The 23273-nt window shown below is 56.7% G+C and carries 18 protein-coding genes; 11 read left to right on the forward strand and 7 right to left on the reverse strand.

Translation table 11 applies throughout. From position 1 onward, the window contains the following. Positions 1 to 35 precede the first annotated feature (35 nt). Genes FA92_RS07775 through yjfF form a run of 3 tightly spaced genes read left to right on the forward strand, consistent with a single transcriptional unit; the run spans position 36 to position 3548 of the window. Positions 36 to 1556 (forward strand): sugar ABC transporter ATP-binding protein, encoded by a 1521-nt coding sequence (locus FA92_RS07775; RefSeq protein ID WP_033783001.1) that lies wholly within the window; start codon positions 36 to 38, stop codon positions 1554 to 1556. Then, positions 1549 to 2565 (forward strand): galactofuranose ABC transporter, ATP-binding protein YtfT, encoded by a 1017-nt coding sequence (gene ytfT, locus FA92_RS07780; RefSeq protein ID WP_033783002.1) that lies wholly within the window; start codon positions 1549 to 1551, stop codon positions 2563 to 2565. Before FA92_RS07775 ends, ytfT begins: the two co-directional genes overlap by 8 nt. Continuing rightward, entirely contained in the window at positions 2562 to 3548 is a 987-nt protein-coding gene (gene yjfF / locus FA92_RS07785; RefSeq protein ID WP_033783003.1) for a galactofuranose ABC transporter, permease protein YjfF, read from the forward strand. The genes ytfT and yjfF overlap by 4 nt, the downstream gene beginning before the upstream one ends. A 36-nt stretch (positions 3549 to 3584) precedes the next feature. Here yjfF and FA92_RS07790 read toward each other — a convergent pair whose 3' ends face one another. The 3 genes from FA92_RS07790 to FA92_RS07805 all read right to left on the reverse strand — a co-directional run bounded on the left by FA92_RS07790 (position 3585) and on the right by FA92_RS07805 (position 8139). Next, the gene (locus tag FA92_RS07790; RefSeq protein ID WP_033783004.1) at positions 3585 to 4052 is read right to left on the reverse strand and encodes a GNAT family N-acetyltransferase; all 468 of its coding nucleotides are present in this window, start codon (positions 4050 to 4052) and stop codon (positions 3585 to 3587) included. Between the two features lie 681 nt (positions 4053 to 4733). Then, positions 4734 to 6233: an L-arabinose isomerase gene (gene araA, locus FA92_RS07800; RefSeq protein ID WP_033783006.1), complete on the reverse strand. Its 1500-nt coding sequence runs from the start codon at positions 6231 to 6233 to the stop codon at positions 4734 to 4736. Positions 6234 to 6435: 202 nt separating this feature from the next. After that, entirely contained in the window at positions 6436 to 8139 is a 1704-nt protein-coding gene (locus FA92_RS07805; protein WP_033783008.1) for a ribulokinase, read from the reverse strand. Positions 8140 to 8504: 365 nt separating this feature from the next. Here FA92_RS07805 and FA92_RS07810 point away from each other — a divergent pair, with 365 nt between their 5' ends. The 5 genes from FA92_RS07810 to FA92_RS07830 all read left to right on the forward strand — a co-directional run bounded on the left by FA92_RS07810 (position 8505) and on the right by FA92_RS07830 (position 14246). After that, positions 8505 to 9488, forward strand: a complete 984-nt coding sequence (locus tag FA92_RS07810) for an arabinose ABC transporter substrate-binding protein (RefSeq protein WP_013357782.1) — start codon at positions 8505 to 8507, stop codon at positions 9486 to 9488. Between the two features lie 99 nt (positions 9489 to 9587). Beyond that, a complete protein-coding gene (araG, locus tag FA92_RS07815; RefSeq protein WP_033783010.1) occupies positions 9588 to 11108 on the forward strand; it encodes an L-arabinose ABC transporter ATP-binding protein AraG in 1521 nt (506 codons plus the stop codon). A gap of 12 nt (positions 11109 to 11120) precedes the next feature. After that, the gene (gene araH / locus FA92_RS07820) at positions 11121 to 12104 is read left to right on the forward strand and encodes an L-arabinose ABC transporter permease AraH (RefSeq protein WP_013357784.1); all 984 of its coding nucleotides are present in this window, start codon (positions 11121 to 11123) and stop codon (positions 12102 to 12104) included. A gap of 76 nt (positions 12105 to 12180) precedes the next feature. Then, complete coding sequence (gene araC / locus FA92_RS07825) at positions 12181 to 13098, forward strand: arabinose operon transcriptional regulator AraC (RefSeq protein WP_033783012.1); 918 nt, start codon at positions 12181 to 12183, stop codon at positions 13096 to 13098. A 101-nt stretch (positions 13099 to 13199) separates the two neighbouring features. Then, entirely contained in the window at positions 13200 to 14246 is a 1047-nt protein-coding gene (locus tag FA92_RS07830; protein ID WP_033783014.1) for an oxidoreductase, read from the forward strand. Positions 14247 to 14460: 214 nt separating this feature from the next. On the opposite strand, the gene add is transcribed toward FA92_RS07830, so the two are convergent. The 3 genes from add to manA form a co-directional block, all read right to left on the reverse strand. Next, positions 14461 to 15456: an adenosine deaminase gene (gene add / locus FA92_RS07835; protein WP_033783015.1), complete on the reverse strand. Its 996-nt coding sequence runs from the start codon at positions 15454 to 15456 to the stop codon at positions 14461 to 14463. Positions 15457 to 15636: 180 nt separating this feature from the next. Beyond that, the gene (locus FA92_RS07840) at positions 15637 to 17136 is read right to left on the reverse strand and encodes a YdgA family protein (protein WP_033783016.1); all 1500 of its coding nucleotides are present in this window, start codon (positions 17134 to 17136) and stop codon (positions 15637 to 15639) included. 132 nt (positions 17137 to 17268) lie between these two features. Further along, positions 17269 to 18444 (reverse strand): mannose-6-phosphate isomerase, encoded by a 1176-nt coding sequence (gene manA, locus FA92_RS07845; protein WP_033783018.1) that lies wholly within the window; start codon positions 18442 to 18444, stop codon positions 17269 to 17271. Between the two features lie 195 nt (positions 18445 to 18639). On the opposite strand from manA, the gene fumC reads away from it, so the two are divergent. Further along, entirely contained in the window at positions 18640 to 20037 is a 1398-nt protein-coding gene (fumC, locus tag FA92_RS07850; RefSeq protein WP_033783020.1) for a class II fumarate hydratase, read from the forward strand. Between the two features lie 41 nt (positions 20038 to 20078). Here the strand turns inward: fumC and tus are convergent, their stop codons facing one another. Then, on the reverse strand, positions 20079 to 21008 hold the full coding sequence (gene tus, locus FA92_RS07855; protein ID WP_033783022.1) for a DNA replication terminus site-binding protein: 930 nt from the start codon (positions 21006 to 21008) through the stop codon (positions 20079 to 20081). 186 nt (positions 21009 to 21194) lie between these two features. On the opposite strand from tus, the gene FA92_RS07860 reads away from it, so the two are divergent. Both FA92_RS07860 and FA92_RS07865 read left to right on the forward strand, forming a co-directional pair. Next, positions 21195 to 22394 carry an MFS transporter gene (locus FA92_RS07860; protein ID WP_033783024.1) on the forward strand — a complete coding sequence of 400 codons (1200 nt, stop codon included), beginning with the start codon at positions 21195 to 21197 and terminating at the stop codon, positions 22392 to 22394. 207 nt (positions 22395 to 22601) lie between these two features. Next, entirely contained in the window at positions 22602 to 23096 is a 495-nt protein-coding gene (locus FA92_RS07865; protein WP_013357792.1) for an Rrf2 family transcriptional regulator, read from the forward strand. Positions 23097 to 23273 lie beyond the last annotated feature (177 nt).

Raw genomic sequence — 23273 nt, forward strand, 5'->3', positions numbered from 1 at the left:
GGCGGTTTTTCATGACGTAAGGCGGAGTGAGCAAAATGATGACGCAAAATGAAATACCGCTGTTATCCATCAGCGGCGTCAGCAAAGGGTTTCCCGGCGTTAAAGCGCTGAGCAATGTTTCCTTTGATATCCGCAAAGGGGAGATTATGGCGCTGCTGGGGGAAAACGGTGCTGGCAAATCGACCCTGATTAAGGTGCTGACCGGGGTTTACAGCCGTGATGCCGGCACGATTACCCTGAATGGTGAGCCGATCACCCCGCATAACACCGCGCAGGCGCAGGAAATGGGCATCGGGACCGTTTATCAGGAGGTGAATATGCTGCCGAACATGTCGGTGGCAGATAACCTCTATATTGGTCGTGAGCCGCGTCGCTTTGGCATGATCGACCGTCGCCGCATGGTGCGTGATGCCGATGCGCTGATGCGGAACTACGGGTTTTCCCTCGACGTGACACGTCCGCTGGGTCACTACTCGGTGGCGATGCAGCAGATTGTTGCCATCTGTCGCGCGGTGGATCTTTCGGCCCAGGTGTTGATCCTCGATGAGCCGACAGCCAGCCTGGATGCCAGCGAAGTCGAAATGCTGTTTACCCTGATGGCGCAGCTGAAAGCCAAAGGGATGAGCCTGATTTTTGTGACCCACTTTCTCGACCAGGTGTACCGCATTACTGACCGGATTACCGTGCTGCGTAACGGGCAGTTTATCGCCACTCGCGATACCGCCACGCTGCCGCAGATTGAACTGATTAAGCTGATGCTGGGTCGTGAACTGCTGGAGACTGCATTACAGCGTCAGGGCAGCACGCTGCGCAGTAATCAGCCGGTGGTGTCGTTTGAAGATTACGGCAGGAAGGGCACTATCGAACCCTTTAACCTGGCGGTGCGTCCCGGTGAAGTCGTCGGCCTGGCCGGTCTGTTGGGTTCGGGCCGCACAGAGACCGCCGAAGTGCTCTTTGGTATTCGTCGGGCCGACCGCGGGACCGCGAAGATCAAAGGGAAAGTGCAGAAGATTACTAATCCGGCGAGAGCCTCGCAGCTCGGCATGGGGTTTTGCCCGGAAGATCGGAAGACGGATGGGATTATCGGCGCGGCCTCCGTTCGCGAAAATATTATTCTGGCCTTGCAGGCGCAGCGCGGCTGGTTACGGCCGATTAAGAAGCGCGAGCAGCAGGCGATTGCCGATCGTTTTATTAAGAGCCTGGGTATTCGCACGCCACACGCCGAGCAGCCGGTAGAGCTGTTATCGGGCGGTAACCAGCAGAAGGTGTTGTTGTCGCGCTGGCTGGTGACTAAACCGCAGTTTTTAATCCTCGACGAACCGACGCGCGGCATTGATGTAGGCGCACACGCCGAGATTATCCGTTTAATTGAATCCCTGTGCGCCGATGGTCTGGCGCTGCTGGTGATCTCCTCTGAACTTGAAGAGCTGGTCGGTTATGCCGATCGGGTGTTGATCATGCGCGATCTGAAGCAGGTGGCAGAAATTCCGCTGGAGCAGCTTTCGGTGGCGTCGATCGTCAATGCTATCGCGGACGGAGGGGCTAAACATGCCTGATTCCTCTATGACAACTGAAAAAATGCCACGTCGTAAGCTGAAGTTCCCGCCAGGGATGCCGCAAATCGCCGCGCTGCTACTGGTGCTGCTGATCGACAGTCTGGTAGCCAGTAACTTTTTTGCCGTGCACCTGCAGGATGGGCGTCTGTTCGGCAGCCCGATCGATATTCTTAACCGTGCGGCCCCGGTTGCTCTGCTGGCGATTGGCATGACGCTGGTGATCGCTACCGGCGGCATCGATCTTTCCGTCGGGGCGGTGATGGCGATAGCGGGCGCGACCGCCGCCACACTGACCGTCGCCGGACACGGTGTGCCGTTTATTATTCTCTGCACGCTGGGAACCGGTTTGGCCTGTGGGTTATGGAATGGGGTGCTGGTGGCGCTGCTGCGTATTCAGCCGTTTGTCGCCACGCTGATTCTGATGGTCGCCGGGCGCGGTATCGCTCAGCTGATTACGCAGGGACAGATTGTGACGTTCGACAGTGACAGCCTTGGCTGGTTTGGTAACGGCTCGCTGTGGATGTTGCCGGTTCCGGTCTGGATCACGCTGGTGGTGGCGCTGGCCATCTGGCTGCTGACGCGCAAGACCGCACTGGGTCTGTTTATCGAAGCGGTGGGGATTAACCTGCGCGCGGCCCGCAACGCGGGGGTGACCGGCTGGCTGGTGGTGATGTCGACTTATGCGATCAGTGGCGTCTGTGCCGCTGTGGCCGGGCTGATTGTCGCGGCGGATATTCGCGGCGCGGATGCCAATAACGCCGGTTTGTGGCTTGAGCTGGATGCGATTCTCGCCGTGGTGATTGGTGGTGCATCGCTGATGGGTGGCCGCTTTAATCTGGTGTTGTCGCTGATTGGTGCGCTGATTATTCAGTCGATGAATACCGGGATTCTACTTTCCGGCTTCCCGCCGGAGCTGAATCAGGTGGTGAAAGCGGTGGTGGTGATGTGTGTGCTGTTGCTGCAGTCACCGCGGTTTATTGCGATGTTGAAACGGAGACGCCCGACATGATTAAACGTCATCTTCCGCTGATGATCACGCTGCTGGTGTTTGTGGCGGGTTACCTGTTTTGTCTGAGTCAGTTTCCGGGCTTTGCCTCAACCCGGGTGATCTGCAATATCCTGACCGATAACGCCTTCCTCGGCATTATCGCCGTCGGCATGACCTTTGTGATTTTGTCGGGTGGTATCGATCTGTCGGTCGGCGCGGTGATCGCCTTTACCGGCGTGTTTCTGGCGCGGGCGATTGGCGATTTCCATGTCGATCCGTTGCTGGCGTTTGCGCTGATTCTGTCACTGGGTGCGCTGTTCGGCGCCATGATGGGCTGGCTGATCGATGCGCTGAAGATCCCGGCCTTTATCATTACGCTGGCGGGGATGTTTTTCCTGCGCGGCTGTTCTTATCTGGTGTCCGAGAATTCGATTCCCATCGATCATCCGTTCTACACCCTGCTGTCCAGTCTGGCGTGGAAAGTGCCGGGCGGAGGGCGTCTCAGTCTGCTGGCGGTGATTATGCTGGTGGTGGTGTTAGGCGGGATTATTCTGGCGCACCGTACGCGGTTTGGTAACCGGGTTTACGCCATCGGCGGCAATATGACGTCGGCTCAGCTGATGGGCGTTTCAACCCGTGCGACTACCATCAAGATTTATATGCTTTCCACCACGCTGGCGACGCTGGCTGGCATCGTGTTCTCGATCTATACCTCGGCAGGATATGCGCTGGCCGGGCTGGGTGTGGAGCTGGATGCGATTGCGTCGGTGGTGATTGGTGGCACGTTGCTGTCGGGGGGTGTTGGGACGGTGCTGGGCACGCTGTTTGGTGTGCTGATTCAGGGGCTGATTCAGACCTGGATTAATTTTGACGGCACGCTGAGTTCGTGGTGGACCAAGATCGCCATCGGGATTCTGCTGTTTGCGTTTATCGCGCTGCAGCGGTTGCTGACGGTAATCTGGGATCGTCAGCAGAACGCGCCGGTTAAACGAATCCCTGGCTGAATAAATGGCTGAATGGCGGCTCTCAGGAGCCGCCATTTATTGTGCCAGATGCAGCACCATCACCGTGACGTCTTCACCCGCTATGTGCCGCTGTTCGACCGCCCGCCATCCTGAACGCTGATAGTACGCCTGTTGATCGGGGGTATAGAGCCAGAGCTCGCCAATCTGCTGGTGTTTTGCCCGGACAATCGCTTGCTGGATCAAGGCTTTCGCCACGCCCTGGCCCCGGAATTTCTTATCCGTCACCACTTCGCCAATCCAGTATTCCCTTGCCGCGATGTCGTCCAGTTCATAACGGATGACGCTACAGGTCGCGATAACCGTTTCGCCGTCCGATGTGGCGACGAGGGTAAATTCCGACGAGCCGGTCTGATTCCGTTTTGTTAAACGCGTAAGGATAGTGGGCTGATCCGACCATGCAGGGAGATGTGACCATTCTGTATGCAGCAGTTGTGCAGTTTGTGAGGCGTAGTCGGGATGCTGGTTCAGATCGGCAATTTGCATGGCGCTTTAACCTTTTTTATCAGGTATGTAGCAATACAGGCTGGTGGAGGAAAGTGCAAGATGGTGAAAGAGTTGAGTTTTAGCAAAGAGACCGGTGTTCTTATGTATTACCGGGAAAACAATCGCTATGGGATTCGGGTGTAAGGTTAGCAAAGGTATGCCTGATCGCAAAGGGTTCCCGCATCCATGCGGATCGGCCGCGCCATCCCTGGCGCGGACGCTTTGCTCTTCAGGCATACCATTCCTTCCCGGTTGGGCTTGATCATTGCTGTAATTAAACGTGCGAACGCAAAGTTGAGATTAAGCAGGCTAAAATCAGCAGTGAAGTAAGGCGTCTGGTACATGAGATTTTTAATTGCTGCCAGGAATGGTTGGATCCTTAAAAAATCGCTTAGGTGCCACAAAAAGGAGGGTATGACGGGCAGTGGAGTAAAGCGTCCGCCGCATGGACAAAAACGCCGGGAGCGTTTTTGAACAACGCGAAGCGTTGGCCCGCTTGCGGGCGAGCCTCATGGATGAGGCGAGTCGTCCGGCGGCCGAGCCTACAGGGATGTATTTACGGCGACTTTACTGAACGCCCGCCATTCCCGACTGAATAGCACTTATTTACTAAAAAACGGCACCTTATCAATCCTGAAGCAGTATCTTTTCAGAACCCCTAAAGCGCCGCTTAATCACCTATTAACGTTTCAACCGGTAATACGCTTCATTCCAGCGCAGCGCGTCTTTAAACGCAGGCAAGGTGGTGTGCTCATCTATCACCAGCACTTCGATATCATTCATCTCACCATACAGATACATATCGTCGAGCGTCAGCGCCTGACTGAACACCGTATGGTGCGCACCGCCGCCCAGAATCCACGCTTCGGAAGCAGTCGCCAGTGATGGCTGCGCTTTCCACAGTGCGCGGGCAACCGGCAACTTCGGCAGCGGTTTCGGCTGCTCGATAGCATCCACCACGTTAACCAGCAGACGGAAACGATCACCCATATCAATTACGCTGGCGTTAACCGCACGGCCCGCTGGCGTGGAGAAAATCATGCGCGCCGGGTCGGCTTTATCGCCAATGCCGAGGAACTGCACATCGATTAATGGCTTCTCTTCAATGGCAATCGACGGACAGACTTCCAGCATGTGCGAGCCGAGCACCAGATCGTTGCCCGGTGAGAAGTGATAGGTGTAATCCTCCATAAATGAGGTGCCACCTTTGCGATCGCCTGCCAGCACTTTGAAAATGCGCAGCAGCGCAGCGGTTTTCCAGTCACCTTCGCCGGCGAAGCCATAACCCTGACCCATCAGACGCTGAACCGCCAGACCGGGCAACTGTGTCATGCCGTGCAGCGTCTGGAAGTTAGTGGTAAAGGCGTGGCAGCCCTCCGCTTCCAGGAAACGCTTCAGACCCAGCTCAATGCGCGCGGCATCCAGCACGTTCTGACGTTTTTCGCCGCCAGATGCAGCAACATCGGTAAAGCGATACAGGCTTTCGTACTCGTCGATCAGCGCATTTACGTCGCCATCGCTGACGCCATTGATCACCTCAACCAGATCGCCTACACCCCAGCCATTCACTGAATAGCCGAACTGAATCTGTGCGGCGACCTTATCGCCTTCGGTCACGGCCACTTCACGCATGTTGTCGCCAAAACGCGCGACTTTCAGCTGCTGGCTAGCCTGTTTTGCCAGCGCTGCACGCATCCAGTTCCCCAGACGCTGCTGACTGGCGCTATCTTTCCAGTGACCGGTCACCACGCTGTGCTGCAGGCCCATGCGCGCGCCGATGAAACCGAACTCACGGCCGCCGTGCGCGGTCTGGTTCAGGTTCATAAAGTCCATGTCCATGCTGTCCCACGGGATCTCCGCATTGAACTGGGTATGGAATTGCAGCAGCGGCTTATTCAGCACGCTCAGGCCGCCAATCCACATCTTGGCTGGAGAGAAAGTATGCAGCCAGGTAATGATCCCGGCGCACTGCTTGTCATAGTTTGCGTCGCGACACAGGGCCAGCGCTTCATCCGGTGACTTCACCAGCGGTTTCAGCTCCAGACGCATGGGTAAACCGGCCTGATTCAACCCCTCAACGACCTGACGTGCATGCTGTTCAACCTGGCGTAACGTCTCCGGCCCGTAGAGGTGCTGCGTGCCGATGACAAACCACACGCTGTAGTTGTTTGACTGTTCCATAAAACCACTCCTTTACTTTGCGCCTACCTTAGTAGGCTAATTTATTTGTCAGTCTGAACCCGGGCAGTGCTCACACAGGCTGCTTTAGCAACCTGAACGCCCTGAAGTGCGGCCCTGAAGGGGCGAGCACAGCGAGTAATCCTCACGTACTCCGTGTACGCTGGCTGTTTCGCGCTGTCCGTGTCCAGACTGCCTGCAACAATTACGCCTGTTGGGCCAGGCTCGTAGCGGAAGCGGGCCGGGCGGCGTATTGCGGTTCTGCCGTCACGCACCATTGTTGATAGCGTTGATAAAGTTGTTGATAGCGGGCGACGCGCGCCGGATCGGGTTGCATCGTCACGGCAATCGGGCTGGCCATGACCTGTTGTGCATCAGGGACGCTGGCGTGAACACCAGCGGCCACGGCGGCGAAAATGGCCGCACCCAGCGCACAGCACTCGTCAGAGGCGACGATATCCAGTGGCCGGTTCATCACATCGCAGCAGGCCTGCATAATCGCCGGAGATTTCCGTGCGATGCCGCCGAGGGTCAGAATGCTCTCGACCGGGATCTGCTGCTGCTCGAAGCACTCCATAATGGCGCGTGCGCCAAACGCGGTGGCCGCGACCAGACCGCCAAACAGCGCGGGGGCATCGGTGCCCAGATTCAGGTCGGTAATTACCCCTTTCAGACGCTGATTGGCGTTTGGCGTGCGGCGACCGTTAAACCAGTCCAGCACCACCGGCAGATGGTCGAGCTGCGGATTGGCGGCCCAGGCTTTGGTCAGATCTTTAATCAGGTTTTTCTGCATCTCAGCCAGCTGAGGCTTCAGCGCCGGATGCTGCTGCGCCGCCAGCTGTAACGGCCAGCCCAGTAAACGGCTGAACCAGGCATAGATATCACCAAAGGCAGACTGACCCGCCTCCAGCCCGATAGCGCCGGGCACGACGCTGCCATCGACCTGACCACAGATGCCTTTAATATCGCGATCGCCAACTTTTTCTGCGTCAGCAATCAGGATGTCGCAGGTGGAGGTGCCGATCACTTTCACCAGCGTATAAGGTTTAGCTCCGCCACCGACTGCGCCCATATGGCAGTCAAATGCGCCACCGGAAAGCGTGACCGTCTGCGTCAGGCCAAGACGCTGCGCCCACTCGGGGCTGAGCGTGCCGACCGGCAGATCCGCGGTCCAGGTCTGTGTGAACAACGGCGAGTCGAGCTGCTGGGTTAACAGCGGGTCGAGTGCATTAAGGAAATCGACATCGGGCAGGCCGTTCCAGTCGCCGTGCCACAGCGCTTTATGACCGGCCGCACAGCGGCCACGGCGCAGCTTATCTGGCGCGGTGGTGCCGCTTAACAGGGCAGGTACCCAGTCGCACAGCTCGACCCAGGAAACGGCGGCCTCACGCACGGCCGCATCTTCACGCGAGACGTGCAGAATCTTCGCCCAGAACCACTCCGAAGAGTAAATGCCGCCGATATAGCGGCTGTAATCCTGGAAGCGGCCGCTGTGGCACAGCTGATTAATCTCTTCGGCTTCTTCTATCGCCGTGTGATCTTTCCACAACACAAACATCGCGTTGGGGTTCTCCGCGAACTCCGGGCGCAGCGCCAGCACGTTGCCGTCGCGGTCGATGGGCGCCGGGGTTGAACCGGTGCTGTCAACGCCAATGCCGGCTACGGCGTTGCGCTGATCGTCGCTCAGTGCATTCAGCACGCCGAGCAGCGCCTGCTCCATGGCGTCAATGTAATCCTGTGGATGGTGACGAAAACGGTTTGTGTGCGGATCGCTGTATAAGCCCTGCTGCCAGCGCGGGTAGCTGCACACCGCACTCTGCAGCTCTTTGCCGCTATGACAATCCACGGCCAGCGCACGCACCGAATCACTACCAAAGTCCAGCCCAAGGGTGATGGCTCCAGCACGCATCGGAATCTCCTGTAGTTAGTTAACTCCTGTATCCTGGGTTCGGCGCGCCGGAACAGTTAGTCATCGCTGGCTGACAATATGCACTTTTCTGTCATCGGCAGTGATTTTGTGATCCATTGCAAAAGTTACGCTCCGGTTAAATTTGCTGAATATATGGATCATTTTGTCGTGATTTTAATGTGTGATACCGCTCTACATTTTTCTTCGCTAATACCGCTAAAACTAGCCCAGCGTCTGGACAGTCTGTCAGCACATGCCAGCCTAACGCACTGATTTATGGCTGTACCCACATAAGAAAATTAACTGGTAGCGTTTACACCGATTCGTTATTAGCAGCGAAAAATAACCTGGTACCGGAGAGCATCATGCATAAATTCACTAAAGCATTCGCGGCCATCGGCCTGGCAGCGGTTATGTCACAATCCGCTATCGCCGAGACCATGAAGCTGGGTTTTTTAGTCAAGCAACCAGAGGAACCCTGGTTCCAGACTGAATGGAAATTCGCCGACAAAGCGGGCAAAGATCTTGGCTTTGATGTCATCAAAATTGCCGTGCCGGATGGTGAAAAAACCCTGAATGCCATCGACAGCCTGGCGGCCAACGGCGCGAAAGGTTTTGTTATCTGTACCCCCGATCCGAAACTCGGATCCGCCATTATGGCGAAGGCACGCGGCTACGGCCTGAAAGTCATCGCCGTGGATGATCAGTTCGTCACCGCCAAAGGCAAGCCAATGGACACCGTGCCGCTGGTGATGATGGCGGCCACCAAAATTGGTGAACGCCAGGGTCAGGAACTCTATAAAGAGATGCAGAAACGCGGCTGGGATGTGAAAACCACCGGCGTGATGGCGATTACCGCGAACGAACTTGATACCGCACGTCGTCGTACCGGCGGCTCAATGGATGCCATCAAAGCTGCGGGCTTCCCGGCAGCCCAGATCTACCAGGTTCCCACCAAATCTAACGATATCCCTGGCGCATTTGACGCCGGTAACTCCCTGCTGGTGCAGCATCCTGAAGTCAAACACTGGCTGGTTGTCGGCATGAACGACAACACCGTGCTGGGCGGCGTGCGTGCCACCGAAGGACAGGGCTTCAAAGCGGCTGACGTCATCGGCATCGGCATCAACGGCGTCGATGCCATCAGTGAACTGTCAAAAGACAAGGCGACCGGCTTCTACGGTTCGCTGCTGCCAAGCCCGGATATCCACGGCTACAAAAGCAGCCAGATGCTCTACAACTGGGTCAGCAAAGGTGAAGAGCCTCCGAAATTCACTGAAGTTACCGATGTGGTGCTGATCACCCGTGACAACTTCAAAACTGAACTGGCGAAAAAAGGACTGATGTAACCCTGAGCCTGTCGGGCTGTTCGTAGCCCGGCATCCTTAATAGCCGATTTCGCGCCGCCCGCCCTGACAGGCCGGTGGCGCGAAAGAGTGAGGACCAACATGAACACTGATTCAGCATTTCTGTCGTTTCATGGCATCAGTAAAACCTTCCCTGGCGTGAAAGCGTTGCAGGATATCTCCTTTGACTGCCGGGGCGGTGAAGTCCATGCGCTGATGGGCGAGAACGGCGCAGGCAAATCGACGCTGTTAAAAATACTCAGCGGCAGTTATCAGCCGAGCGGCGGTGAGATTCGTATTAAAGGCAAGCCGATGAGCTTTCAGCGCACCACAGATGCGCTGGACGCGGGCGTCGCCATTATTTACCAGGAACTGCATCTGGTGCCGGAAATGAGCGTGGCGGAGAACATCTACCTCGGTCAGATTCCGCACAAACATGGGCTGGTCAATCGTAAGCTGATGCGCTTTGAGGCGGGCCTGCAGCTGAAAAATCTCGGCATGGATATCGATCCCGATATGCCGCTGAAATACCTGTCGCTGGGGCAGTGGCAGATGGTGGAGATTGCCAAAGCGCTGGCGCGCAACGCACGCATTATCGCCTTTGATGAGCCAACCAGTTCGCTATCGGCGCGTGAAATCGACAACCTGTTCCGCGTTATCCGTCAGCTCCGCGAGGAGGGCCGGGTGGTGCTCTACGTTTCACACCGCATGGAAGAGATCTTCGCCCTCAGTGACGCCATCACCGTCTTTAAAGATGGCCGCTACGTGCGGACCTTTACTGACATGGCTAACACCCATCACGACGATCTGGTGCAGGCGATGGTGGGCCGTAACCTGGGTGATATCTATGGCTACTCACCACGCGCTAAAGGCGACGTGCGGCTTGAGCTGGACAAGGTGGAAGCGAAGGGCGTGCGGACGCCGATTTCGCTGAAAGTTCATGCCGGTGAAATCGTCGGTCTGTTTGGCCTGGTCGGAGCCGGACGCAGTGAACTGCTGAAAGGATTATTTGGCGGCACGCGTCTGCGTGGCGGTCAGGTGATCCTGGACGGCAAACCGCTGCCGCTGCGTGAACCCATCGACGCTATCCGTGCGGGCATCATGCTTTGCCCGGAAGACCGCAAAGCCGAGGGCATTATTCCGGTGCACTCGGTGCGCGACAACATCAACATCAGCGCCCGTCGTCACAATCTTACCGCCGGTTGCCTGATAAAAAACGGCTGGGAAAACAAAAATGCCGACAGCCATATCCGCTCGCTGAACATCAAAACGCCCAGCGCCGATCAGCTGATCATGAACCTCTCCGGTGGTAACCAGCAGAAGGCGATTCTGGGACGCTGGCTCTCCGAGGATATGAAAGTGATCCTGCTGGATGAGCCCACGCGCGGCATCGATGTCGGTGCCAAACATGAAATTTATAATCTGATTTATCAGCTGGCGAACCGGGGCATTGCGGTGCTGTTCGCCTCCAGCGATTTACCGGAAGTGATGGGCCTGGCCGATCGCATCGTGGTGATGCGTGAAGGTGCCATAGCCGGTGAACTGCTGCACGACGACGCCACGGAGCAGCAGACGCTGAGCCTGGCGATGCCCAAAACCACTCAAGCGGCCGCCGTGGCCTGACAGGAGATCATCATGGCTTCATCCACGACCTCAAATACGCCGCAGCCCGCTTCACGCGGCGGCCTGCAGTTAGGTCGCATCTGGGACAACTTCGGCATGCTGGTGGTCTTTGCGCTGCTGTTTATTGTCTGTGCGATTTTTGTGCCGAATTTTGGCTCGTTTATCAATATGAAAGGCTTAGGGCTGGCGATGTCGATGTCCGGCATGGTCGCCTGCGGCATGCTGTTCTGTCTGGCCTCCGGGGATTTCGATCTGTCGGTCGCCTCGGTGATCGCCTGTGCGGGTGTGGTGACCGCCGTGGTGATCAACATGACCGAAAGCCTGTGGATTGGCGTGGCAGCCGGTCTGGTGCTCGGCATGATCACCGGCTTTATCAATGGCTTTGTGATTGCCCGACTGAAGATCAATGCACTGATCACCACGCTGGCGACCATGCAGATTGTGCGCGGCCTGGCCTATATCTTCTCTGACGGTAAAGCGGTCGGGATCGAAGATGAGCGCTTCTTTGAGCTGGGCTTTGCCAACTGGCTTGGCGTGCCAGCACCCATCTGGCTGACACTGGCGACCATGCTGATCTTCGGCTTCCTGCTTAACAAAACCACCTTTGGCCGTAATACCCTGGCAATTGGCGGCAATGAAGAGGCGGCGCGACTGGCCGGTGTGCCGGTGGTGCGTACCCGCATCATCATCTTCATTCTGTCCGGGCTGGTTTCCGCGGCGGCGGGCATCATCCTGGCGTCACGTATGACCAGCGGTCAGCCAATGACCTCCATCGGCTATGAGCTGGTGGTGATTTCTGCCTGCGTACTGGGCGGTGTGTCGCTGAAGGGCGGCATCGGCAAGATTTCCTACGTGGTTGCAGGGGTATTAATTCTCGGCACCGTCGAGAATGCGATGAATTTATTGAATATCTCGCCATTCTCACAGTATGTGGTGCGCGGTCTGATACTGTTAGCTGCGGTGATTTTTGACCGTTACAAACAGAAAAAAGCCTGACTGATCGAGCCGTTGGCCCGCAGAAGCAGACGCCTCTGCGGGCTATCCGAACACTAACAGACTGAGTGAGGTCGCTATGTATCACCGCGAATTACCGGCCGAGCAGCAAAACCCCTTGTTGCCGGGCTATTCATTCAATGCCTGGCTGGTGGCGGGGCTGACGCCCATCACCACTGATGGTCCGCTCGATTTCTTTATCGATCGCCCGCACGGCATGAAAGGTTACATTCTGAACCTCACCATTAAAGGCAAAGGGCGGGTATTCGACGGCGAGCGGGCATTTGACTGCGAACCAGGCGAAATGCTGCTTTTTCAGCCAAAAACCGCTCACTACTACGGCCGCGCGCCGGACAGCCCGCAGTGGTTCCACCGCTGGGTCTATTTCCGTCCGCGCGCCTACTGGCACGACTGGCTGCGCTGGCAGGATGAGCAGGAGGGCGTGGGACGACTGCTGCTGCCGGAATCGCTGCGTGGCGAGTTCGACCGCCTGTTTGCCAGTATCGAACAGACGCACAACTCGGGCCGCCGTTTTGCGGAAGAGCTGGCGATGAACCTGCTGGAAAGGCTGCTGCTGCGTGCCGTTGAAGAAGATCCGCGCAGCCATCAGTTGATCCGCGACCCGCGCGTCATCGAAGCCTGTCAGTATGTCACCAACCATCTCGCCAGTGAGGTCAAGATTGAAGAGGTGGCGCGTCACGTCTGCCTGTCACCGTCGAGACTGGCGCACCTGTTCCGCGAGCAGATGGGTGTCAACCTGCTGCGCTGGCGTGAAGATCAGCGCGTTATCCGCGCCAAACTGCTGCTCCAGACCACTCAGGAACCGATCGCCTCGGTAGGGCGCGAAGTGGGTTACGACGACCAGCTTTACTTCTCACGGGTATTCCGCAAGCGTGTTGGCGTCAGTCCCAGCGACTTCCGCCGCCGCAATCAGGACGCGCACGACAGCCTGGCGGCGCAGACGGCCTGGCCCCTGGCGCGAAGTGCTATCTCTTAGTTTTTTCGGGGGATTCCGCCTTGTCCTCACCTGGTTAATAGTCTTAAATCAATCAGGTTATCAACTAAGAGCCTGCCAGGCAGGCTCTGAGAGGAATCCAAATGAGCGATAAATTACGTGTTGGTCTGATCGGCTACGGCTTTGCCAGTAAAACGTTTCATGCTCCGCTGATTGCGGGAACGCCGGACGTCGAACTGGCCGCCATTTCCAGTAGCGACGCCAGCAAAGTCCACGCCGACTGGCCCGCCGTGAAGGTGGTGGCCGATCCTCAGGCGCTGCTGGACGATCCGACTCTGCAATTGATTGTCATTCCTACCCCCAACGATACGCATTTCCCGCTGGCTAAAGCGGCGCTGAATGCCGGTAAACATGTGGTGGTCGATAAGCCGTTTACCGTGACGTTGTCACAGGCGCGCGAACTGGATGCGCTGGCAAAAGCTAAAGGGCTGCTGCTATCAGTGTTCCATAATCGCCGCTGGGACAGCGATTTCCTGACGCTTAAATCCCTGCTTGAAGCGGGCTCACTGGGTGAAGTGCGTTACTTCGAATCGCATTTTGACCGTTTCCGTCTGGAAGTGCGTAATCGCTGGCGTGAAATGAAGGGTGCAGGCAGCGGAATCTGGTATGACCTGGGGCCGCATCTGCTGGACCAGGCGCTGCAACTGTTTGGCCCGCCGGTCGCCATTAATGTTGATCTGGCCGAAATGCGTCCGGGCGCGCAGACCACCGACTACTTCCACGCCACGCTGACCTATCCGCAGCGCCGCGTCGTGCTGCACGCCAGCATGCTGGTGGCGGCAGAATCCGCCCGTTATACCGTTCACGGCACGCGCGGCAGTTACGTTAAATATGGTCTGGATCCGCAGGAAGATCGCCTGAAGTCGGGCGACTTCCCGCCGCAGGAGGACTGGGGCTATGACATGCGCGACGGCACGCTGACGCTGGTTGATGGCGACGCCCTGACCGAAACCACACAGCTGACCCAGCCGGGCAACTATCCGGCTTACTACGCGGGCATCCGCGATGCCATTGCCGGACGCGGTAATAATCCGGTGACGGCGGAAGAGGCGATTCAGGTGATGGAGCTGATCGAACTGGGTCTGCAATCCGCCGAGAAACGCCAGACGCTGTCGCTGAAGCGCGTTTAATGGGTGAGTGTAATAATGGTCATTTAATACTTCGGGCAGATGCCTGACAAGCTTAAAAGCGGGCAGAGCATGCCAGGGATGGCGGCTTTTGCGTCTTTCCGATCTGACCCCGTTCCCTGTGTAAGCTCGGTCTTAAAGCCACCTGTCCTTGAGCATTTCCTTACATTAAAACGGGCCGGATATCCGGCCCGTTTTTATGGCTGCAACGAGCAGATTACTGCACGCGGGCGCGGATAGCCGCTTTCTCAGCCTCGCTGAGGAAGGCAATCGTCAGTCCATTCTCCTGCGCCTGACGCATCTGCGCTGCGCTCAGACCGGCAGCCGGTGCGGCGTGCTGATACTCATGAGCAAGCTCAATGCCCTGAACCGCCGGATCATCGGTGTTGATGGTCGCCAGAATGCCATGCTCCAGGAAGGTCTTCAGCGGATGCTGCGCCAGTGAAGGCACGGTGCTGGTCTGGATATTGGAGGTCAGGCAGGATTCAATACCAATATGGTGCTCCGCCAGGAAATCCATCAGCGCGCGATCTTCAATCGCTTTCACGCCGTGACCGATACGCTCAGCGCCCAGCTCACGAATCGCCTGCCAGATGCTCTCCGGACCGGCCGCTTCGCCCGCATGCACGGTAACGCGGAAACCGGCATCGCGCGCCTGGGTAAAGTGACTCAGGAACTCGCTGCCCGGGAAGCCCAGCTCATCACCCGCCAGATCGACCGCGGTGATGTGATCGCGATGGGCCAGTAAACCTTCCAGTTCGGCAAGGCAGGCATCTTCGCCAAAGGTACGGCTCATAATGCCAATCAGACGCACGTCGATATTGTGCTGCTGACGGCCAGCGCGTACGCCGTCAATGACCGCTTCCACCACACCGGCAATCGGCAGGTTGTGGGTCATCGCCATATAACCGGGCGAAAAACGCAGTTCAGCATAATGAATGCCCGCGCGCGCGGCATCTTCGACATTTTCCTGCGCAATGCGGCGGCAGGCATCCAGATCGCCCAGCACTTTCACTCCCCAGTCGAGTTTTTGCAGGAAGCTCACCAGATCAGGTTCATTCTGGCCAACCTGCACATGCGGACGCAGCGTCTCCAGCGTTGAGGCGGGCAGGGCAAGATTAAACTGGCGGCCTAAATCGAGAATGGTTTGTGCACGAATGTTGCCATCAAGGTGGCGGTGAATATCAGTCAGAGGAATTTTAGAATCGATCATGGCGCACTCGCTGAGTTGTCGGTGAAGTGCAGAGCATTATAAAAATATCTTGCGCAACAGCGCCAGCTATTTGCGCAACAGCCGCGCCGGATGCTGCTTAATTACCCATAACCGGCGAGCAAATCAGCGTTCAGGCATAAAAAAAGCGACCCGAAGGTCGCTATAGATGGACGACAGCGCTTACTGCGGCATGCCTTCGCTGGTCGGCATACCCAGCATGTAGCGGGACATAAACTGTTCCAGCGTCATCTTGTCGCCGTTCATGTTCACCTGACCGTTGGTGTACTGCAGGCTGGTCACGATGTTGTTATCCTGCTGCTGAGTCAGGCGGAACATCTGACCCATTGCTGCCAGACCTTTCACCTGCTGATCCGCCAGCTTCTGGGCATCATCCGCCTGATAACCCTCAGCCAGACCCACTTTGTGCATGGTTTCGGTTGCCATCGGCATATTGATCACCAGCTTGCTGTCCAGGCTTTTCAGTACCCGGTCAACCATAGCGCTCAGCGTCTGGGCTTCACCGGTTACGGCAGACGGGTCGTTGAAGCTGGCCGTCAGATTGAAGGTGCTTTCACCTTTGTCATTCTTCCAGCTCAGCGGAGCAATGCTGATGGATGGCGAGCCTTTCAGCAGCATCGGCAGATTGGCCATCAGAATCTGATGCACGCCAGCCTGATAGCGGATAGGATCTTCCGCAACGCCAGGCTGGGTCAGCAGCTCCTGCATCTGCGCGTTGTAACGATCGGAGAAGGCTTTGACCGCCTGCGCATCAAACTGTGACAGCTTCATCTTCAGCGCAGCCTGACCGAAGTCCTGCTTCTGCAGCTGAACGCTTTCCACTTTGTAATCAATATCGCCGCCAATTTTACCGGCGCTGTTATCGAAAGAGGAGGTGCCTTTCATTTTATGCAGCGTCAGGGCGTCCTGACCATTGATGCTGGCATTCACCTTCTCAATGTCCACCGACTGATCGCCGATGCGCACGCCTTCCGGGCTGAGATGCGTGTTACCGCTCAGCTTCAGACCATTGACAGTGAACAGTACTGGCTGGCCCATCTCATTTTTACTGGTCAGCGCGAGGCTATCCACATCGCTGTCCAGCGACACTTTATCGGCTTTATTATCGGCGCTGACGTTGAAGGTGCCGCCATTGGTGGCAAAACGCTCGCCGGTTTGCGCATTCTGATAGTCAACCGGCAGGACACGCAGCGCGGTATCGGTGGCACCGCTGTAACCAATGCGGGTATCTGCGTTAATCAGCGATTTATTGCCGGTCAGCTCAAACAGCTTCTTCACCGCATCGGTGTTAGCCAGCTCGGTATGAACGGATGCCATGCTCGGGATCAGATTGAAATGCTTCAGCTGCGCAAACGGGAAAGGGCCATGATCGATAGTTTCATTCAGGATGATGCTCTGACCCGGCTTCAGCAGCGGGTTATCTTCCGTCTGCGAATTGGCCTGAACCACCAGATTCACCTTGCTGCTGAACACGCCGCGCTGATAGTCCTGATAGCTGATCTTCAGTCGGCTGTTAGGGGCATAAGCGTTCAGCTGTGTATTGGCGTTCTGCACCAGCTCATCCCTGTGGCTTTCAATTTGCTTGCCGGTGAACCACGCCGCGCCAGTCCAGACTACGCCCAGTGCGATGATGACACCTACGGCAACATTGGTCTTTTTCATTGCTGATTCGTCCTTATCCTTGAGTCCGCTTATGCCGCAGGTTTACCCCAGCGACCGAAGAAAAACGCCCGCAAGCGTTTAAAAGCTAATAGGTTGAAATAATAGCAGTTAACAGAGATTCCGTCAGCCGCTCTACCCTAAGTCGTTAAATACCCGCGCCAGCCGGCCCGTACCGGCGACCGTTACCGGCGATTCGCTGGCGGCAATGAAGCAGGATTCACCCGGTTTCAGCGTCAGTTGCTGATCGTCTTTGGCGATAACTGCCTGGCCTTCGATGCAGAACAGCAGGGCGGCGCTCTGCTGCGCCAGCGATTGCGGTTCTGCGTTCAGGCTATGGATGGCAAAGGCAAAATCTTCCACCGGAATCGGAAAGCGCTGCGCATGACCCTGTTGCTCTGGCTCCGTCAGCAGCGAGCTGGCAGGTTTTTCATCAAACTTCAGGTTGGCCATCAGCTCGTTGATATCGATATATTTCGGGGTTAAACCGGCCCGCAATACGTTATCAGAGTTGGCCATCACCTCCAGCGCCACGCCTTTCAGATACGCGTGCGGGGTTTCCGCGTAGAGGAACATCGCCTCGCCGGGCTGCAGGGTGATGACATTCAGCAGCAGCGGTGAAAACAGGCCGCTGTCGTCAGGATATTCAGCCGCAATCATGCGAATAGTTTCCCACGGCTCACCCTGTTGCGCATCAAGCGCGGATTTCAGCACGCCCAGCGCCAGCGATTTCGCTTCACCCTCCAGTGACAGCAGGGTAGAGAACAGCGCAGCAAGCGTCTCCTGATCCGGATGTTGCAAAAAATGGGCAATCTGAGGATGAGCACCTGCAACCGGCTCCAGCAGGGAGACCATCTGCGTCAGCGTGCGAAAGCCATTCATTGCCTGGAACGGCGTCAGCGCATAGACCAGCTCCGGCTTGTGGTTTGCATCTTTATAGTTGCGCTCGGCGGCTGTCAGCGGAATCCCCGCCGCATTCTCACGGGCAAAGCCCACTTCGGCCGCACGTTTGCTGGGATGGACCTGAATCGACAGCGGCTGATCGGCACACAGCACTTTGAACAGGAACGGCAGTTCACCAAAGCGCTGTGCTACCGCGTCACCCAGCATCGCGTCGGGCGCCGCATCAATCACGTCACGTAACGAACGCTCGCTGCCCTGATCCATCACGGTTGAGGGACTTTTCGGATGTGCGCCCATCCACAGCTCTGCCATCGGCAGGTCCTCGGGATTGGCAATCCCATAAAGCTCAGTCAACGCCGTTTTGCTGCCCCATGCGTAATTTTGCAGCGAATTGTTCATTTTTTGCATTGTTTAACCCTTTATCACGGGAAATTATTGCGGCTATTAAAGCAGAAACTACCGGTAAAAATACATATCCAGCGCAAAAGGACGCTAAGCTCTGATAATGTTAAATTATTGTGTATTACTATCCTGACTGTCCGACAGTTGATTGCAACGACCTGGCGGTCATTCTTTTAAAAACAAGGTGAAGGAGACGTATTCATGGCAGGCAACCGCATTGAGAAAGATTCAATGGGCCCCATCGATGTACCGGCAGACAAACTGTGGGGCGCGCAGACGCAACGCTCGCTGGAACACTTCCGTATCTCAACCGAAAAAATGCCGACCGCGCTGGTGCATGCGCTGGCACTGACCAAGCGCGCCGCGGCCAGCGTTAACCGCGATCTGGGACTGCTGCCCGCTGACCGCGCAGATGCAATTGTCAGCGCGGCGGATGAAGTGCTGGCGGATAAGCATGCGGACGAGTTCCCGCTGGCGATCTGGCAGACCGGCTCCGGTACCCAGACCAACATGAACATGAATGAGGTGCTGGCAAACCGCGCGAGTGAAATTCTTGGCGGTGAGCGCGGAATGTCGCGCCTGGTCCATCCCAACGACGATGTGAACAAGAGCCAGAGCTCTAACGACGTCTTCCCGACGGCGATGCATGTTGCCGCCGTTATCGCACTGCGCGAACAGTTAATCCCTCAGATTCAGGTACTGAAAAAGACGCTCAGCCAGAAGTCTGATGCGTTTAAAGACATCGTTAAGATTGGCCGTACCCATCTGCAGGATGCGACGCCGCTGACGCTGGGCCAGGAGATTTCCGGCTGGGTGGCAATGCTGGAGCACAACCTCAAGCATATCGAACAGAGCATTCCGCACGTGGCGGAACTGGCGCTGGGCGGAACCGCGGTGGGCACCGGTCTGAATACCCATCCGGAATATGCGGTGCGCGTGGCGAAGGCGCTGGCCGATCTGACGCAGCAGCCATTTGTCACCGCACCAAACAAGTTTGAGGCACTGGCAACCTGTGATGCGCTGGTGCATGCGCATGGCGCGCTGAAAGGGCTGGCTGCTTCACTGATGAAAATCGCCAACGACGTGCGCTGGCTCTCTTCTGGCCCGCGCTGCGGCATTGGCGAAATCGCCATTCCGGAAAACGAACCTGGCAGCTCCATTATGCCGGGTAAAGTTAACCCAACGCAGTGCGAAGCGATGACCATGCTCTGCTGTCAGGTGATGGGTAACGACGTGGCGATCAACATGGGCGGCGCGTCGGGTAACTTTGAGCTGAACGTCTTCCGTCCGATGGTGATCCATAACTTCCTGCAATCAATTCGCCTGCTGGCGGATGGCATGGACAGCTTTAATCATCACTGCGCCGTCGGCATTGAGCCGGTGCGTGAGCGCATCGATCAACTGCTGAACGAATCGCTGATGCTGGTGACGGCGCTGAACACTCACATCGGTTATGACAAAGCGGCTGAAATTGCCAAGAAGGCGCATAAAGAGGGGCTGACGCTGAAGGGCTCGGCGCTGAAGCTGGGTTATCTCACTGAAGAGGAGTTTGATGCCTGGGTCCGTCCGGAAGAGATGGTCGGCAGCATGAAGTCGTAAGCTCAGCGATGAGCAAGAGGCCAGCGGATGCTGGCCTTTTTTTATATCGGGCAATCGACCCACAGATGCAGTCGGGGTATCAGCAGATTCAGCGGTTCAGCGGCGGGTTTATGCCGATGTGTAATGTTATCGGCGTCGTAATTAAGCAGCTCGCCCAGTACCGGAACCTGACTGCGATCGCGGCAGATCACCAGAATCGGTGACGGGCAGGCCAGCTGGGTCTGTTTTTTTTCGTCCGCGCGCCAGACGCGTGCGACCGGCTGGACTTTCACCGGACGCTTGATTTTCAGCCGTGCCGAGGCGGGCAGGGCGCGCACGCTTGCCAGCTCCTCCTGCACTTTTTCCGCCCACTGTTCACGTGACCACGGTGCCTGCGCGCGTCCCGCCTTCAGGCTTTTTTCCAGCTGGGCGATCACCTCTTCGCGCTTAAGGTTCTTGATAATGTGCTTATTGGCCCAGCCGAAACGCAGGCTGTCAGGGGCGCTGAGCAGGGTGATCGTGCGGTAGGCATTCAGGGTAATCAGACCGCGCAGATGCTGGTGAACGAACTCGAAACGCGCTTCACTCGGCAGGCCCGAGTCCACCGTAATCAGCTGCTCCAGCCGCGCCTTAAGCTGATTAATGAGGTCGACCAGCGAACCGATCTCCGCTTCGCGCTGTTCATCACATTCGATACAGAGCGCCCCAGGCAGGCGCACAGCAGCCTTGGTACTCAGCTGTTCAGACTGATGCTGCATAAACAGGCGGCAGTAGTGGTCGAGCGCCATCTTCAACGCGCTGTCGCCCAGATGCTGCTCGACGTCGATCTGCGTAATCGCTTCATGTTCGCGGCCTTTCACCACCGGCGGCAGGCTGAAGACGCGGGCGATGAGCAAAGGCTGCGCCTCAATCTGCTGACGCAGCTCGCCCAGCGCCAGTTCCAGGTCGTTTACACACTGATGCATATCAGCCACTAAGTCGTAGCGCGCCATGTTGTGCCTCCATAGTTACAACGTCCACAATGTGGCAGATGCCTGTCAGGGATGCAAGTACTTTATAGTTACAACATACTTTAGTTATACCATTAAAAACGTGCGGCCTGCCTGGCTATCCAGTGAAAAGAGCGTCCCGCATTCTGGCTTCTGACAGAACATGCTATAAAAACGGTTCGCCTGCTAATGAAGAGATTGCCTGTGAGTCAGAACAATAAACCCGGTATCGCCGCCATTTTCACCCTGGGTCTGGTGCAGATCCTCTCATGGGGAGGGTCGTTCTACCTGATGGCGGTGATGGCGAACCCGATTGCAGCTGAGACAGGCTGGTCGCAACAGTGGATCTACGGCGCGCTCTCGACGGGGATACTGGTGTCAGGCCTGCTGTCACCGCTGGCCGGCAGGATTATCGCCCGTACCGGCGGTCGTCTGCTGCTGGCGTTGAGCGGTCTGGTGATGGCATTAGGGCTGGTGATGATGGCGGTCAGCGACTCGTTGCCGCTGTTTCTGTTTGCCTGGGTGATCATCGGCATAGGGATGGCGATGGGCCTCTACGATGCCCTGTTTGCCACACTCGGCACCTGCTATGGCGGTCAGGCGCGTTCAGCGATTACCGGTATTACGCTGATTTCAGGCTTCTGCACCACGCTGGTGTGGCCGGGAACGGCGTTACTGATTCATGGATTTGGCTGGCGGGATGCGTCACTGATTATTGCGGCAATGATGGTGGTCTGCGTGCTGCCTGCCTATCTGTTTGCCTTACCGGCGAGCCATGCTAAGCCGCCTGCGAGAAGGGTGGTTAGACAGTCTGCCGCGCCGGAGATTGAACCTGCGCTGTTCTGGCTGCTGTGCGCCATCTTTACCCTCGCGTCGGTGATCATGACGGCGATTTCCGTGCAGCTTATCGCCCTGTTGCAGGCGAGTGGCCATACGCTGACGTCGGCGCTGGCGATCAGCGCGGTGCTCGGCCCGTGTCAGGTAGGCTCGCGCATCGTCGATATTGTTTTCAAACGCAGTCATCCGATCCGCACCACCTTTTTTTCCGTCGGGCTGGTGGCGCTGGGCCTGCTGCTGCTGGCTCTCTTTCCGCAGATGGCGCTGCTGAGCATGGTGCTGTATGGCGCAGGAAATGGCCTACGCGCCATTGTGCGTGGAACTTTACCGCTGGCGATGGTCAAACCAGAGTCTTACGCGATTGTGGTGGGGAAAATGGCCCGCCCGGCGCTAATGGGACAGGCACTGACACCGCTGATTGGCGGATATGTGTTTGAAAAGATGGGGGCATCGGCGACGCTGTGGTTGCTTTGCGCTTTAGCAGTCTTTAACGTGGTGCTGGTTATGGCGCTGAAGCAGCGATTACCGGCGGCGTCGGTCACCACAGCATGATCAAACTGCTCACCGTTTCCGGCAGGATAAGGGTGAGGAGCAGGGTAAGCACCTTGTGCTATCACGCCTTCGCCTTTGGTGAATACGTGCCTTGTCATTGCCGGTTTGCTTCAAAAAAGCAACAGTGTTTGTTATATTTATTGCTCATTGATTGTTCACTTATGCGGCAATAAAACAATAAGATGCACCGCAACTCAGGATAAAGAAATGCTTGATTACCGCTTCCCGACAGCTTTGCAAATGGTTCTGAGCGTAGCGATGGCGGAGCAAATGGGTAAACGCTCTACCAGCGCGATTCTGGCCTATGGGCTGGAAGCGAATCCCAGTTTCATCCGAAAATTAATGGTCCCGCTGACCCGTGACGGCATTATCGTCTCCACGCTGGGCCGTACCGGTTCGATTCATCTCGGCCGTCCTGCTGCAGACATTACCCTGCGGGATATCTATGTCTCCGTCATTGAAGACAAAAAGATCTGGGCCGCGCGTCCCGATGTCGCGCCGCGCTGTCTGGTCAGTGCCAACCTATGCTGGTACTTCAAGTCGATAGCCGATGAAGCCGAGCAGGCATCGCTGGATGTACTCGCAAAACGCACTGTGGCCGACGCGCTGAACGAGCTGAAGAAACGCGACACCAGCAACTGCACCGCCGTACCGGAACCTGAACCCGAAGAGAGTGAAGAACTCTGCAAAAAGAGCCGCTGATTGCGGCTTTTTTTATACCTGCTGATCAGTATCGTCCTGCCTCAAATCTGCCATGAATCAATACCCATCTTTCTGAGTTCGGTCATCGCGATAAACGTAATAAATTGTTTGAAAACTCACTCATGAGCCCAACATTATTGTTGCCTTAAGTACCACCAATGTTATTCTTGCTGTTAT

The organism is Pantoea sp. 9140, from assembly GCF_000745295.1.
Lineage (GTDB): Bacteria > Pseudomonadota > Gammaproteobacteria > Enterobacterales > Enterobacteriaceae > Pantoea > Pantoea vagans.

What these genes read in the sequence shown, in the direction of transcription:
- FA92_RS07775 (WP_033783001.1), top strand. Translation starts at nt 36, where the DNA reads ATGATGACGCAAAATGAAATACCGCTGTTATCCATCAGCGGCGTCAGC.
- ytfT (WP_033783002.1), top strand. Translation starts at nt 1,549, where the DNA reads ATGCCTGATTCCTCTATGACAACTGAAAAAATGCCACGTCGTAAGCTG.
- yjfF (WP_033783003.1), top strand. Translation starts at nt 2,562, where the DNA reads ATGATTAAACGTCATCTTCCGCTGATGATCACGCTGCTGGTGTTTGTG.
- FA92_RS07790 (WP_033783004.1), bottom strand. Translation starts at nt 4,052, where the DNA reads ATGCAAATTGCCGATCTGAACCAGCATCCCGACTACGCCTCACAAACT.
- araA (WP_033783006.1), bottom strand. Translation starts at nt 6,233, where the DNA reads ATGGAACAGTCAAACAACTACAGCGTGTGGTTTGTCATCGGCACGCAG.
- FA92_RS07805 (WP_033783008.1), bottom strand. Translation starts at nt 8,139, where the DNA reads ATGCGTGCTGGAGCCATCACCCTTGGGCTGGACTTTGGTAGTGATTCG.
- FA92_RS07810 (WP_013357782.1), top strand. Translation starts at nt 8,505, where the DNA reads ATGCATAAATTCACTAAAGCATTCGCGGCCATCGGCCTGGCAGCGGTT.
- araG (WP_033783010.1), top strand. Translation starts at nt 9,588, where the DNA reads ATGAACACTGATTCAGCATTTCTGTCGTTTCATGGCATCAGTAAAACC.
- araH (WP_013357784.1), top strand. Translation starts at nt 11,121, where the DNA reads ATGGCTTCATCCACGACCTCAAATACGCCGCAGCCCGCTTCACGCGGC.
- araC (WP_033783012.1), top strand. Translation starts at nt 12,181, where the DNA reads ATGTATCACCGCGAATTACCGGCCGAGCAGCAAAACCCCTTGTTGCCG.
- FA92_RS07830 (WP_033783014.1), top strand. Translation starts at nt 13,200, where the DNA reads ATGAGCGATAAATTACGTGTTGGTCTGATCGGCTACGGCTTTGCCAGT.
- add (WP_033783015.1), bottom strand. Translation starts at nt 15,456, where the DNA reads ATGATCGATTCTAAAATTCCTCTGACTGATATTCACCGCCACCTTGAT.
- FA92_RS07840 (WP_033783016.1), bottom strand. Translation starts at nt 17,136, where the DNA reads ATGAAAAAGACCAATGTTGCCGTAGGTGTCATCATCGCACTGGGCGTA.
- manA (WP_033783018.1), bottom strand. Translation starts at nt 18,444, where the DNA reads ATGCAAAAAATGAACAATTCGCTGCAAAATTACGCATGGGGCAGCAAA.
- fumC (WP_033783020.1), top strand. Translation starts at nt 18,640, where the DNA reads ATGGCAGGCAACCGCATTGAGAAAGATTCAATGGGCCCCATCGATGTA.
- tus (WP_033783022.1), bottom strand. Translation starts at nt 21,008, where the DNA reads ATGGCGCGCTACGACTTAGTGGCTGATATGCATCAGTGTGTAAACGAC.
- FA92_RS07860 (WP_033783024.1), top strand. Translation starts at nt 21,195, where the DNA reads ATGAAGAGATTGCCTGTGAGTCAGAACAATAAACCCGGTATCGCCGCC.
- FA92_RS07865 (WP_013357792.1), top strand. Translation starts at nt 22,602, where the DNA reads ATGCTTGATTACCGCTTCCCGACAGCTTTGCAAATGGTTCTGAGCGTA.